Genomic DNA, 14066 nt, shown 5'->3' on the forward strand with positions numbered 1-14066 from the left:
CATCATGAGCCAACTCTCTGCCATCATCATCGGCGCCAATGCGGGGCTGAGCCAAACCCTGGCCCAAAAGCTGGCCGCCGAGGGAGTGCGTCTCGGCCTGATGGCCGCCGACCTCTCCAGCCTCGACTCTCTGCTGCAGCAGCTTCCCGACAACACCCTGTGCAGCGAGATCGACATCTTCGATCCCGCCCAGTGCCGTCAGGCCCTGAAGGATCTGTGGCAGCAACTGGAGGGGGCTCAACTGGTGATCATCAACACCGCCGCCAACCACCAGCAACTGGAGCTGCCCTGGGAGGCAGACAAAATGGTACTGGATGTCAATGTCACCGGGTTCACCGCCCTGGCCAACGGCGCCTTTGCCCTGTTCAGGGAGCAGAAATATGGCCAGTTGGCGGCCATCACCTCCATCGCCGGAGAGCGCGGTGGCGCCAGCAGCGCCTTCCACGCCAGCAAGGCGTTTCAACAGAACTATCTGCAGGGGCTGAGGCTCCACGCCCAGCGCCTGAAACTGCCTGTTACCGTCAGTGACCTGCGCCTGGGGTACATCGACAAGATGCAGGCCCGGGGCAGCAAGGCCTGGGGCGCCTCCCTGGAGGTGGTTGCGGACCAGATTCTGGCGAATCTCAAGAACGCCAAAGCCACCAGCTATGTGACCCGGCGCTGGCGGCTGGTTTCCTGGATTGGCCGGCTGCTGCCGGAATTTATCTATAACAAACGTAAGTATCGTTAGAGCTCAGGTCCCCAAGAACAACAAACGCCGGCATAAGCCGGCGTTTTTCATTGCTATGGCGCTAGCAAATCAGAACTTGTACCCCACAGATACCATGTAGACCCAGGGATCGATGTCGGTTTCGATACTGACGGAATCACCAGCCAGCTTGAAGTCTACGTCGGTCTGGATGTCGAGGTACCAGATGGAGGCATTGATCAGCCAGTTCTGATTCAGTTCGAAGTCGATGCCCACGTGAGCCGCCAGGCCCCAGGAGTCGGACAGTTCCAGATCGGTCAGGGCACCGTTCAGATCGTTGGTGAACTCCTCGTCCCAGAAGTAGGTGTAGTTGATGCCGGCGCCGATATAGGGACGAATCTTGTCGCTGCCGAAGTAGTACTGGGCCATCACGGTCGGGGGCAGGTGGGTCACTTCGGCGATCTTGCCAATACCGGGAAGGCCAACATCGTGCTTAAACGGGCTGGCTGCCAGAACTTCAACGGCCCAGGCATCGGTCAGCATGTAGGTAAAGTTCAGACCAAGCTGGCTGTTAGAGTCAACGGAAAACTCACCGTTACCTGCTACATCCTCAGAGGACTCGTCAGGAGCCACCTGTGCCCAACCGGCGCGGACGATAAAATCGCCCGCTTCGCGAGCGGCGAAAGCGGGGGCAGAGAGGGAGGCCAGAACCAGGGCTGAGATCAGGGTTTGCTTCATCATTGTGTTTCACTCCATGAATAGTCGGAAACTAAATTCAAACGTTTTTCCAACAAGTTGCGACGGACTGTACCAATTAAGGGGTAGTCATTTTTTGATCTACAACATGGTTTGACCAGCTATTTGCGCCCTATCACCTTTTGACAAAGTTGAAAAGTGATTCGCGTCACGCTCAATCCACAAAAAAGGCGCCCTAAGGCGCCCTGGTGCAAATCCTGCGGATAATAAGTTTCATGTCAGATGAAGGATATGACCCAAATCACCGTGCGCGTTCCATGATGACGGTCACCACAGTCTCCCCATTGTTGATCACCGGAAAGCGCTCGTAACTTTGCAGTAACAACTTCTCTTCCAGTTTCACCATGGCCACCACCAGATAATCCGCATCCTCTCGAATTGCCTGCTTGGGCAGTTTGAACTGAAACAACGCCGGCAATTTGGCCACGGTAAAGTTCTTCTGGGCAAGAATGGCGCCCCGCACATTGGCATCGATGATGGCTACGGTGAGCTCCGCCCCCTGAGGCAACAGAGACACCCCTTCGGCCCCTGCCACACCGGTAACGCTGACCATTTCAGGCTTGGTATCCCCGACGGTGACACACCCAGTAAGGACAAGGGAAAACAGCAAGATACTCAGGGTTCTCAACATAAAAAAGGCTCCTTGGTTCAGGAGCCTTTATATCAAATCCCGCTAACCTAAGCCATTTAGCCTGCCTGGGGCTGGACCGCCATCGGCTTGCGCGCTTCAAAGTAGGCCAGGGTATCGCCGACCACTTCCTTGCGCAGCAACAGCAAGGCGATCAGGTTGGGCACCGCCATCAGGCCATTGACCACGTCCGCCAGCAACCAGATCATATCCAGTTGCAGCAGCCCCCCTACGGCCACCAGGGCCACAAACGCCCAGCGATAGGGCAGGCGAGCTCGCTCACCCCAGAGGAAGAGTACGGCACGCTCACCGTAATAGTTCCAACCCAGGATGGTGGTGAAAGCAAAGAACAGCAGCGCCAGGGTGATCACCTGCTGTCCCACCGTGGCCGACAGCCCTGAAGTAAAGGCAGATGAAGTCATGGCCGCTCCAGCCAGCTCCCCCTGCCAGGCACCGGTCACCACCAGAGCCAGTCCGGTCAGGGTGCAGATGATGATGGTGTCAAAGAAGGTACCGGTCATGGAGACCAGCCCCTGTTCCACGGGGGAATTGGTCCGCGCCGCCGCCGCCGCCATGGGCGCACTGCCCAGGCCGGATTCGTTGGAGAAGACCCCTCGGGCGATGCCGAACTGAATGGCCATCATCACTGTGGCACCGGCAAAACCACCACCCGCGGCCTGGGGAGTGAAGGCCGCCTCCACCACCAGGGCGGCTGCCGCAGGCACCGCCTGCCAGTTGGCACCCAGCAGCATCACACACGCTACCACGTAGAACAGCGCCATGGAGGGCACCAGGGCAGTGGCGACCGCAGCGATGCGGCGTACTCCACCCAGAGTCACCATGGCCACCAGCACCGCCAGCAGACTCATGGAGATCCACTCAGGCACAGAGAAGGCGATGCGGGCGCCATCGACGATGGCATTCACCTGGGGGAAGGTACCGATACCGAAGAAGGCCACCCCCAGGGTAAAGAAGGCGAACATCTTCGCCAGCCACGCTTTACCCGTGCCGTGGAGGATGTAGTACATGGGACCACCAACCTGCTGGCCACGCTCATCCTGACGGCGGTATTTGACCGCCAGCATGCACTCGGCGTACTTGGTGGCCATGCCGGCAAAGCCTGCCATCCACATCCAGAACAGGGCTCCGGGACCGCCCAACTTGATGGCAGTCGCCACCCCGACGATGTTACCCGTACCTATGGTGGCCGCCAGCGCGGTGCACAAAGCAGAGAAGGAGCTGATGTCTCCCTGGGCATCCCTTGGCTTGAGCATCAGGCCTATGGCCATGGGCAGGCGGCGAACCTGCATCAGTTTGAGCTTCACGGTGAAGTAAACCCCGGTGCCCACCAGCAGGAGCAATAGCGGTGGACCCCACACCCAGCTGCTGAGGGTGGAGAGGGCAGTATGTAGTTCGTTCATTTGATGTCTTCCTCAGTGCGACAACTAAAATACACAGAGGAGAACCATGCTTGAGAAACGGATCGAGGATCCGTCCTGTGAAAGGAGGTAAAGCGTCTATCTTGCACCCTGTCCTTTTGCCTGAGCGTTTGACCACCGTCTCCCGAGGGAGTGCGGGGCTTGCGCCTTCGGCGTCCAAGTCAATGGAACTCTCCAGAGGCCCGTCCAGTAACAGTCCATGCCGGCCAAGCCGGCGCCTGAAAGATTTACTTCTTCGGCGGACGCAGAGCGTCTCTCTCCTATTACCTTCATCCGGGGTTCCGCTTTCGCGGAACGACAAACTCTAACAAAAAGCGCGCCATTAAGGCGCGCTTTTTTGGTGAGACAACTCACACTATCGGGATTTCTGCCGAAGCAGCCCCTCCTGGGCTGTGGAGGCGACTAACTCCCCAGCCTGATTAAAGATCTGTCCCCGCACCAGCCCGCGGGAATTGATGGCATTGGGGGAGTCCACGCTGTAGAGCAGCCACTGGTCAAAAGCCACCGGACGGTGGAACCACATGGAGTGATCGATGGTGGCCATCTTGATCCCCGATGTCAGGAAGGAGACCCCATGGGGCTGAGCGGCGGTCACCAGGAAGTTGAGGTCCGAGGCATAGGCCAGCAGGTGGCTGTGCAGCACCGGTGCGTCTGGCAGGGAACCATTGGCCCGCATCCACATATGGCGAACCGGCTCTCTGGGGACGGGATTCAGCGGGTTGATGGGATCCACCGGGCGGATCTCGATGGAGGTGTTGTTCAGATAGATATCCAGCACCGCATCGGGCACCTTGCCGCGCATTCCCTGTGCCAACTGAAACTGATTGGGCAGGGTGTCGGGTCCAGCGACCTGGGGCATCTGGGCCTGATGGTCGAAACCCGGCTCAAGGTGGTGGAAGGAGCCGGTAAGGTGGAAGATGGGACGGCCATGCTGAATGGCACTGACCCGGCGGGTACTGATGGAGCCGCCGTCGCGCATGTTCTCCACTTCGTAGATCACCGGACGGTTCAGGTCACCGGCGCGCAGGAAGTAGGAGTGGAAAGAGTGAATCGCACGGGCCGATTCTACGGTGCGGGTGGCCGCCGCCAGCGCCTGACCGAGTACCTGGCCGCCAAACAGGTGACCGAACCCCAGATCTTCACTCTGGCCCCGGTACAGCCCCTCTTCCAGCTGCTCCAGGTCCATCACCTGAAGCAGGGTATCGAGAGAATTGGACATTGATGGGTCCCAATTTCAGTGACAAAGGCCACAGGGTACCCAAGGGCGCGACTCAGGGTCAACGCTGGAACAGGCGTCTGACTCTCTCTCTGAAGGAGGGGTAGGGGGTGACCACAGATTCCGAGTTCAGCTCATCCCAGGCCAGACACAACTCTTCCGGTCGCAGGTTTTCCGGTTTCAGTCGGATGCCGTGGGTCTCCACGGTCCGGGCCAGGGTAAACTGCCCCGCCGCCGCGGTGAGTGTGGCCCCGTTTGGGGCATCCCGAGAGAGAAGATAGAGCAGGGCCGGCACCACGGCACTGATCTGCAACTTCTGATGCTGCTCGGTGTTGTACAGCTTCTCCACCATCCGGGTGGAGGCTGAGGGGCACAGCGCGTTGCAGCGGATCCCCGCCTCATCCATCCTCTGGGCCACCGACAACATGAAGCCGCGATTGGCCATCAGGCTGGCACCGTAGCCCCCCAGGTCCCGATCCCCATAGAGACCGGAGAAGCCACTGCACACCACAATGTGGCCTCTATTGGCCTTGAGTTGCTCCATGGCGGCGTGCACCAGGTTGACGGTACCAAAATGGTTCACCTCCATCATGCGCCGGTACTCATCCAGATCGCAGGGGGCTTGCTGAGGAATCAGAATGCCGGCACAGGCCACCACGGAGTTGATGCGGCCAAAATGTTCAATGCCCGCAGCCAATGCCTCTGAGAGTGCTTGATGGTCGGTGACATCCACGCACATCGGCAGGGCCTCGCCATCGAGGTTGCGAATCAGGGCCGCCACCTCATGCACCAGGGTGGGATCGTTGCCCTGGCCGCGACTGTCACAGCCGTTATCCAGCAGCAGCAGCTTGGCCCCCCGCTCCGCCAGGGCCAGGGAGAAGGCGCGTCCCAGCCCGCGGCCGGCGCCACTGACGACAACCACCTGATCATCAAAGCGAATTGAGCCTGTATCCTTCATCCCTGTCCTCCTGACAATTTGGTGTAACCCCTATTTAAAACAATGGGTTAATCTCTGTACAATTGCCAGGGTAAAACCGGCTCCGATACTGGATTCTCTACCGGGATCACACCCCCCTGCTGCGAACGATGAATCTCCTCGCTTTAGAGGTACAATAATGCGGTCATAACCAAATCAAGAGACCCTATGAAACTGAGTTACTGGATGATGGCGATTCGTCCCCGCACCCTGCCCGCGGCCATCGGGCCTATCCTGGTGGGCAATGTGCTGGCTTTCTATCATCAGGACTTCTCTGCCCTGGTCGCCTTTGCCTCCATGGTCTGCGCGGTATTGCTGCAGATAGGGGTGAATCTGGCCAACGATTACTTCGATTTCAAATCCGGGGTGGACACCGATGAGCGCCTGGGCCCTACCCGGGTCACCCAGCAGGGCCTGCTCTCCGCCGCGTCCGTGCGCAATGGCATGATCCTCTCCCTCACCATTGCCACCCTGATTGGCCAATACCTGATCTTTGTGGGGGGCTGGCCCATCGCCTTCCTGGCCCTGTTCGCCCTGGCCGGCGCCCTGTGCTACTCCGGCGGTCCCTACCCTCTGGCCTCCCATGGCCTGGGCGAGATCGCCGCCTACGTCTACTTCGGACTGGTGGCGGTGGTGGGCTGCTACTTCATTCAGACCGGCACCACCGATGCCAGCGCCTGGCTGCTGGCCAGTGCCGTGGGCCTGCTGAACGCCGCCATCATGCTGGTGAACAACACCCGGGATCGCACCACGGACATCAAGGCAGGCAAAAACACCCTGGCGGTTCGCCTGGGGCTGGAGCGATCCCAGTTGCTCTATCAGATGCTGATCGCCGCCCCCTACCTGATGGTGACCCTGGGCTGGCTGATGGGGATGCTGCCCGGTGCCACTGTGGCCGCCTGTGCCGCCTCGATCCCCATGGCCAAGGCCCTGGCCATGGAGTTTGCCAGCACCGAGGGCGCCGCCCTCAACCCACTGCTGGGCCGCACCGCCAAGCTCACCATGATCTTTTCCGGCCTGGCCTCAGGCGGGTTGTTGCTGGCGCTCTGACGCTTTAACGCAACCAACGTCAGGGGCTCAATGGAGCCCCTTTTTCGTGGCGCAAAACTTATTTCCCCATAAGCAGTGATCTGGGTCACGGCAGGCTGTCAATTGAGGTACACTATGCAAGGTCTAAAACAACAAACAAAATCATGCCGATGGAAGACAATAAACGCCCCCTATATATCCCCTATGCCGGTCCTGTGCTACTGGAGACCTCCCTGCTGAACAAGGGCTCCGCCTTCAGCGAAGAGGAGCGGGAAGCCTTCAACCTCAACGGCCTGCTGCCCCACGCCATCGAATCCATTGAGGAGCAGGCGGAACGGGCCTACCAGCAGTTCCAGCACTTCACCAACAACATGGACAAGCACGTCTACCTGAGGAACATTCAGGACACCAACGAGACCCTGTTCTATCGCCTGGTGAACAACCACATCAGCGAGATGATGCCCATCATCTACACCCCCACCGTTGGCGAAGCCTGCGAGCAGTTCTCCAACATCTACCGCCGGGCCCGGGGCCTGATGCTCAGCTATCCCAACCGGGACAAGATCGACGACATCCTCAACAACGCTACCCGCCACAACGTCAGGGTGATCGTCATCACCGACGGCGAGCGGATTCTCGGCCTGGGTGACCAGGGGATCGGTGGCATGGGGATCCCCATCGGCAAACTCTCCCTCTACACCGCCTGTGGCGGCATCAGTCCCGCCTACACCCTGCCGATAGTGCTGGATGTGGGCACCGACAACCCTCAGCGGCTCAATGACCCCATCTACATGGGCTGGCGCAACAAGCGCATCTCCGGCGAGGAGTACGATGCCTTCGTCGAAGAGGTGCTCAGCGCGGTACAGCGCCGCTGGCCCGATGCCCTGGTGCAGTTCGAAGACTTTGCCCAGAAAAACGCCATGCCACTGCTGGAGCGATACAAGGACCGGCTGTGCTGCTTCAACGACGACATCCAGGGCACCGCCGCAGTGACCGTGGGCTCGCTGCTGGCCGCCTGCAAGGCTGCCGGCACCCAGCTCAAGGAGCAGACCGTCACCTTCCTCGGTGCCGGCTCCGCCGGGTGTGGCATCGCCGAGGCGATCATCGCTCAGATGGTCTCCGAAGGCCTGGAAGACGGCGAAGCCCGGGCCAGGGTGCATATGGTGGATCGTTGGGGCCTGTTGCAGGAAGGGATGCCCAACCTGCTGCCCTTCCAGCAGAAACTGACCCAGAGCCTGGAGAAGACCCAGGGCTGGAGTGAGGAGGGCAGTGGCGTGTCCCTGCTGCAGGTGATGGAGCACGCCAGGCCCACCATCCTCATCGGCGTCAGTGGCGCCCCCGGGCTGTTCACCGAAGAGGTGATCCGTACCATGCACAAGCACTGTCCCCGCCCCATCGTCTTCCCCCTGTCCAACCCCACCCGGCGGGTGGAAGCGATGCCGGAAGACATATTGCGCTGGACCGACGGCCAGGCGCTGGTGGCCACCGGCAGCCCCTTCGATCCGGTGATGCTGGACGAGGCCAGCTACCCCATCGCCCAGTGCAACAACAGCTACATCTTCCCCGGCGTCGGCCTGGGCGTGTTGGCGTGTAAGGCGGAGCGGGTCACCGACAACATGCTGATGGCCTCCAGCCGCGCCCTGGCGGAGTGCTCCCCCCTGGCCAACGACGGTGAGGGCGCCCTGCTGCCCCCCCTGGAGGAGATCCAGGAGGTCAGCAAACAGATCGCCTTTGCCGTGGCCCAGGCGGCCATGCGCGATGGCGTCGCCAAGCTGATGAAGAACGTCGATCTGAAAGACAAGATTGAGGGGATGTTCTGGCAGCCGGAATACCGCCGCTACAAGCGCACCAGCTTCTGATCCAAGCGAGAAAAAGAAAGAGGTGCCTGATGGCACCTCTTTCTTTTTCTCTGTTGCTGACCCAACCCTAGGAGAGATCCAGCACCGGCTGCTCCGGGGTATTGAGCCCCATCTGCGCCAGAGCCTGGCTGATCACCAACAGCGCCTGAGGATCCTCGATGGTGGCCGGCGTCTTCACCGCTTCACCGTTGGCGATTTTACGCATGGTGCCGCGCAAGATCTTGCCGGAACGGGTCTTGGGCAGCTTCTCCACCACCCCCACCAGCTTGAAGGCGCCCACAGCGCCCACCTCGGCACGCACCAGGGCCACCAGCTCCTTCTTGATGGTCTCGAGATCTTTGTCCATCCCCTGTTTGAGCACCACCAGTCCCAGGGGCAGCTGCCCCTTGAGGCTGTCGTTGATGCCGATCACCGCCGCTTCCGCCACCGCATTGTGGTGGGACAACACCTCCTCGAAACGGCCGGTGGAGAGGCGGTGACCCGCCACATTGATGATGTCGTCCACCCGCCCCATCACATAGAGGTATCCCTCCTCATCCATGTAGCCGGCATCGCCAGTGAGGTAGTAGCCGGGGTAGCGGGCCAGGTAGCCGTCGCGATAGCGGTCATCGTTGTTCCACAGGGTCATCAGGGTTCCCGGAGGCAGTGGCAGCTTGATGGAGATGGCGCCGCTCTGATTCGGTGCCACTTGGGTGCCCTCCTCATCCAGCACCTGGACCTGGTAGCCGGGCACCGCCAGCGCCGGGGACCCCGCCTTGATGGGCAGGGGGGCAATGCCCATGGGATTGGCACAGATGGACCAGCCGGTCTCGGTCTGCCACCAGTGATCCACCACCGGCACCTTGAGCATGTCCGCTGCCCAGTTGAGGGTGTCGGGGTCGCAGCGCTCTCCCGCCAGGAACAGCGCCTGCAAAGAACTGATGTCCACCCCCTCCAGCAGGCTGGCACCGGCGTCCACCCGCTTGATGGCGCGGATGGCGGTGGGCGCGGTAAAGAAGGACTTCACCTTGTACTTGTCGATGATCCGCCAGAAGGCGCCGGCGTCCGGGGTACCCACAGGCTTGCCCTCGTAGAGGAGGGTGGTGGCCCTGGCCAGCAGCGGACCATAGACAATGTAGGAGTGACCTACGACCCAGCCCACGTCGGACGCCGCCCAGAACACATCACCGGCGTCGATGTTGTAGATCGCCTTCATCGACCAGGCCAGCGCCACGGCATGACCACCATTGTCCCGCACCACCCCCTTGGGGCGGCCTGTGGTGCCTGAGGTATACAGAATGTAAAGGGGATCATCGGCCGCCACCTCCACACACTCTGCCGGCTCGGCGCTGTCCACCAGCGCTTGCCAGTCGAAGTCCCGTCCTGTCTGCAACTCCGCCTGACACTGGGGGCGGGCAAAGATCACCGTACTGTCCACCTGATGCTGGGACTGGGCCAGGGCGGCATCCAGCAGCGGCTTATAGGGGATCACCCCGGAGGGCTCGATGCCGCATGAGGCGGAGATCACCAGCTTGGGCTGGGCATCGTCGATGCGGCTGGCCAGCTCCGGTGGGGCAAAGCCGCCGAACACCACAGAATGGATGGCGCCGAGGCGGGCACAGGCCAACATGGCCACCGCGGTTTCCGGGATCATCGGCATGTAGATCACCACCCGGTCGCCCTTGACGATGCCCAGTCCCTTGAGGGCCCCGGCAAAGCTGGCCACCTGTTGCTGAAGTTCGCCATAACTGACGGCGCGCTCGACTCCGGTGACCGGGCTGACGTACTGAATGGCAGTCTGCTCACCAAAACCCGCTTCCACGTGGCGGTCCACCGCGTTGTAGCAGGTGTTCAGGGTCGCGTCCGGAAACCAGCGGTAGAAGGGAGCCCGGCTGTCGTCCAGCACCCGATCCACCGGTTTCATCCATGTAACTGTCTGGGCAGCCTGACTCCAGAACCCCTGAGGGTCCTGCCACGCCTGCTGCTGCATCTGTCTGACCTTATCCAACGGCATCTTTGCCTCCCTGGTCGAATTCACACTCTCCCCTGAATTTGTATCAAAAGGGAGCGCTCTGCCCCATTCGACCAAGGGCTAACACCTTTTTAACAACTTTACCTTTACGTAAACTTCCTATAAGGTGAACGGAAGTGATTTTTGACCGGTACCACCATGACTCAGAACCAAGAAAAGAGCAGCGTGACCTACTCCATCAGCGATCTGGCCCGTGAGTTCGACATCACCACGCGCAGCATCCGCTTCTATGAGGACCAAGGCCTGCTCAGCCCCGGCCGCCGGGGGCAGACCCGCATCTACAGCCTGCAGGATAAAGTGCGCCTGAAGCTGATCCTGAGGGGAAAACGCCTGGGCTTCTCCCTGGCGGAAACCGGTCGCCTGTTTGATCTCTACGACGCCGACAGGAGTAGCGGCTCCCAGTTGCAAACCATGCTGGAGCTGATCGAAACCAAGAAGGCCGACCTGCAGCAACAGATGGACGACATCAAGGTGGTGATGATGGAACTCAGCTCCGCCGAACAGCAATGTAAGCAAGCACTGGAAGAGCTAACCGCAGAAACCTAGTGTTTCACCCATAAAAGCGGTCCCTCTTTTTGCGGCCGGAGCGCCGCCAGTCTTGCTGCCCACAAGGAACCAAGGGGAGAAGATATGAGCCTTTACCAAACCAATTTCAATTTTGGCTTGGACGATACGCTGGAGATGCTGCGAGACTCGGTACGGGATTTTGCCCAGGCCGAAATCGCCCCTCTGGCCAGTGACATAGACCAGAGCAACACCTTTCCCAGCCAGCTGTGGCAAAAGATGGGCGAGATGGGGCTGCTGGGGATCACCGTCAGTGAGGAGTATGGCGGCGTCAACATGGGCTACCTGGCCCACGTTATCGCCATGGAGGAGATCTCCCGGGCCAGCGCGTCCGTAGGGCTCTCCTACGGCGCCCACTCCAACCTGTGCGTCAATCAGATCCACCGCAACGGCACCGAAGCGCAGAAAGCCAAGTACCTGCCCAAGCTGGTCAGCGGCGAGCATGTGGGCGCCCTGGCCATGAGCGAGCCCAACGCCGGCTCCGATGTGGTCTCGATGAAACTCACCGCCCGCCTTGAGGGTGACCACTACATTCTCAACGGCAACAAGATGTGGATCACCAACGGTCCGGACGCCGACACCTACGTCATCTACGCCAAGACCGATGTGAATGCCGGCCCCAAGGGGATCACCGCCTTTATCGTCGAGCGCGGCACCCCTGGGTTCACCCAGGCCCAGAAGCTGGACAAGCTGGGCATGCGCGGCTCCAACACCTGTGAATTGGTGTTCCAGGATGCGCCAGTCCCGGTTGACAACGTCCTGGGGGGCGTGGGCAAAGGGGTCAACGTACTGATGAGCGGCCTGGATTACGAGCGCGTGGTGCTGTCCGGCGGTCCCCTGGGGATCATGGCCGCCTGCCTGGACCAGGTGGTGCCCTACATCCATCAGCGGGAGCAGTTCGGCAAGGCGATCGGCCAGTTCCAGCTGGTCCAGGGCAAGGTGGCCGACATGTACACCCGCTCCAACGCCTCCCGCGCCTACGTCTACGCCGTGGCCCAGGCCTGCGACCGCCGGGAGACCACCCGCAAGGACGCCGCCGGCGCCATCCTCTACTCCGCCGAACTGGCCACTCAGTTGGCCCTGGATGCCATCCAGCTGCTGGGAGGCAACGGCTACATCAACGAATACGCCACCGGCCGCCTGCTGCGGGACGCCAAACTGTATGAGATCGGCGCCGGCACCTCGGAGATCCGCCGCTTCCTCATCGGCCGCGAGCTGTTCAACGAAACCGACTGATCCCATGGAGCGGGGCCCCTGGGCCCCGCCAGTTAAGGACTGACTAACGTGACCATACTCCGTTCCAGCATCAACCGGCAGGACGCGGGCTTTGTGGCCCGTCACAATGCCATGGCGGATCTGGTGGCCGATCTCAAGGCCACCCTGGACGCCATCCTCCCCGGCGGCACCGAACGTGCCCGAACCAAACACCTGGGTCAGGGCAAGTTGCTGCCCCGCCAACGGGTCGAGCGACTGCTTGATCCCGGCGCCCCCTTCCTGGAATTAAGCCAGTTGGCGGCCCATGACTGCTACGAAGACAATGTCCCCGCCGCCGGAGTGATTGCCGGCATCGGCCGGGTCTGTGGGGTCGAGTGCATGATCGTCGCCAACGACGCCACGGTAAAGGGGGGCACCTATTACCCCCTCACCGTCAAGAAACACCTGCGGGCCCAGGAGATCGCCGAGAAGTGCCACCTGCCCTGCATCTACCTGGTGGAATCCGGCGGCGCCTTCCTGCCGCGCCAGGATGAGGTGTTCCCGGATAAGGACCACTTCGGCCGCATCTTCTACAATCAGGCCAACATGTCTGCCAAGGGGATCCCGCAGATCGCCGTGGTGCTGGGCCTGTGTACCGCCGGGGGCGCCTACATGCCCGCCATGGCCGACGAGTCGATCATCGTTCGTGAACAGGGGACCATCTTCCTGGGAGGACCGCCACTGGTGAAGGCGGCCACCGGCGAAGAGGTCACTGCCGAGGAGCTGGGAGGCGGCGCCGTCCACACCCAGATCTCCGGCGTGGCCGACCACCTGGCGGAGAACGACGAACACGCCTTGCAGTTGGCCCGCCAGTCGGTGGCCCGCCTCAACCACAAACGTCAGCAGCCTCTGGCAGAGCCGCCCATACTGCCGCCCCGCTACCCCAGTGATGAGCTCTACGGCATCGTCGGCAGCAACCTGAAGCAACCCTTCGAAGTACGGGAGGTGATCGCCCGGCTGGTGGATGACTCCGACTTCGACGAGTTCAAGGCCGGCTATGGGGCCACCCTGGTGTGCGGCTTCGCCAAGCTCTACGGTCAGCCGGTGGGGATCCTGGCCAACAACGGCATCCTGTTCTCCGAATCGGCCCTCAAGGGCGCCCACTTCATCGAACTGTGCTGCCAACGCAACATCCCGCTGCTGTTCCTGCAGAACATCACCGGTTTCATGGTAGGCAAGAAGTATGAACACGAAGGGATCGCCAAGCACGGTGCCAAACTGGTCACCGCGGTCTCCTGCGCCCGGGTGCCCAAGTTCACCGTGGTGATCGGCGGCAGCTACGGCGCCGGCAACTACGGCATGTGCGGCCGCGCCTATGATCCCACCATGATGTGGATGTGGCCCAATGCGCGCATCTCGGTGATGGGGGGGGAGCAGGCCGCCAACGTCCTGGCCCAGGTGCGCACCGACGCCCTCGCCCGCAAGGGAGAGAGCTGGAGCGACCAGGCCCAGGCCTCCTTCAAGCAGCCCATTGTCGAGCAGTATGAGCGTCAGGGTCACCCCTACTACGCCAGTGCCAGACTGTGGGACGACGGCATCATCGATCCGGCCCAGACCCGTGACGTGGTGGGCCTGGCCCTGACCGCCGCCATGAACGCCCCGGTCCAAGAGACCCGCTACGGCGTGTTCCGCATGTAAAGGAGAGC

Annotated in this window: 12 protein-coding genes and 1 riboswitch; of the genes, 6 read left to right on the plus strand and 6 right to left on the minus strand. The window is 61.2% G+C overall.

Going from position 1 to position 14066, the window contains the following annotated elements; all coding sequences use genetic code 11:
- Positions 1–4 precede the first annotated feature (4 nt).
- Positions 5–730, plus strand: a complete 726-nt coding sequence (locus tag G505_RS0117930; protein WP_028110781.1) for an SDR family NAD(P)-dependent oxidoreductase — start codon at positions 5–7, stop codon at positions 728–730.
- 69 nt (positions 731–799) lie between these two features.
- Here the strand turns inward: G505_RS0117930 and ompW are convergent, their stop codons facing one another.
- The 5 genes from ompW to G505_RS0117955 all read right to left on the minus strand — a co-directional run bounded on the left by ompW (position 800) and on the right by G505_RS0117955 (position 5685).
- Positions 800–1429, minus strand: coding sequence for an outer membrane protein OmpW (gene ompW, locus G505_RS0117935; protein WP_028110782.1), 630 nt, complete (start codon positions 1427–1429; stop codon positions 800–802).
- 256 nt (positions 1430–1685) lie between these two features.
- Positions 1686–2075, minus strand: a complete 390-nt coding sequence (locus tag G505_RS0117940) for a YbaY family lipoprotein (RefSeq protein ID WP_028110783.1) — start codon at positions 2073–2075, stop codon at positions 1686–1688.
- A gap of 56 nt (positions 2076–2131) precedes the next feature.
- Positions 2132–3493 carry an alanine/glycine:cation symporter family protein gene (locus G505_RS0117945; RefSeq protein ID WP_028110784.1) on the minus strand — a complete coding sequence of 454 codons (1362 nt, stop codon included), beginning with the start codon at positions 3491–3493 and terminating at the stop codon, positions 2132–2134.
- 98 nt (positions 3494–3591) lie between these two features.
- A riboswitch (glycine riboswitch) is annotated at positions 3592–3699 on the minus strand.
- Positions 3700–3866: 167 nt separating this feature from the next.
- The gene (gene tesB / locus G505_RS0117950; protein ID WP_028110785.1) at positions 3867–4730 is read right to left on the minus strand and encodes an acyl-CoA thioesterase II; all 864 of its coding nucleotides are present in this window, start codon (positions 4728–4730) and stop codon (positions 3867–3869) included.
- Positions 4731–4788: 58 nt separating this feature from the next.
- Positions 4789–5685 carry an SDR family NAD(P)-dependent oxidoreductase gene (locus G505_RS0117955; RefSeq protein WP_028110786.1) on the minus strand — a complete coding sequence of 299 codons (897 nt, stop codon included), beginning with the start codon at positions 5683–5685 and terminating at the stop codon, positions 4789–4791.
- Between the two features lie 192 nt (positions 5686–5877).
- Between G505_RS0117955 and G505_RS0117960 the strand changes: the two genes are divergently transcribed.
- The gene (locus G505_RS0117960) at positions 5878–6753 is read left to right on the plus strand and encodes a 1,4-dihydroxy-2-naphthoate polyprenyltransferase (RefSeq protein ID WP_028110787.1); all 876 of its coding nucleotides are present in this window, start codon (positions 5878–5880) and stop codon (positions 6751–6753) included.
- A gap of 149 nt (positions 6754–6902) precedes the next feature.
- Positions 6903–8591 (plus strand): NAD-dependent malic enzyme, encoded by a 1689-nt coding sequence (locus tag G505_RS0117965; protein ID WP_028110788.1) that lies wholly within the window; start codon positions 6903–6905, stop codon positions 8589–8591.
- Positions 8592–8658: 67 nt separating this feature from the next.
- On the opposite strand, the gene G505_RS21945 is transcribed toward G505_RS0117965, so the two are convergent.
- Entirely contained in the window at positions 8659–10608 is a 1950-nt protein-coding gene (locus G505_RS21945) for a propionyl-CoA synthetase (protein WP_281169901.1), read from the minus strand.
- A 132-nt stretch (positions 10609–10740) separates the two neighbouring features.
- Here G505_RS21945 and G505_RS0117975 point away from each other — a divergent pair, with 132 nt between their 5' ends.
- The 3 genes from G505_RS0117975 (at position 10741) to G505_RS0117985 (ending at position 14058) form a co-directional block, all read left to right on the plus strand.
- Positions 10741–11148, plus strand: a complete 408-nt coding sequence (locus G505_RS0117975; RefSeq protein ID WP_028110789.1) for a MerR family transcriptional regulator — start codon at positions 10741–10743, stop codon at positions 11146–11148.
- 84 nt (positions 11149–11232) lie between these two features.
- A complete protein-coding gene (locus G505_RS0117980; protein WP_028110790.1) occupies positions 11233–12402 on the plus strand; it encodes an isovaleryl-CoA dehydrogenase in 1170 nt (389 codons plus the stop codon).
- 48 nt (positions 12403–12450) lie between these two features.
- A complete protein-coding gene (locus G505_RS0117985) occupies positions 12451–14058 on the plus strand; it encodes a carboxyl transferase domain-containing protein (RefSeq protein WP_028110791.1) in 1608 nt (535 codons plus the stop codon).
- Positions 14059–14066: the final 8 nt, after the last annotated feature.

The organism is Ferrimonas futtsuensis DSM 18154 (assembly GCF_000422645.1).
Classification (GTDB): domain Bacteria; phylum Pseudomonadota; class Gammaproteobacteria; order Enterobacterales; family Shewanellaceae; genus Ferrimonas; species Ferrimonas futtsuensis.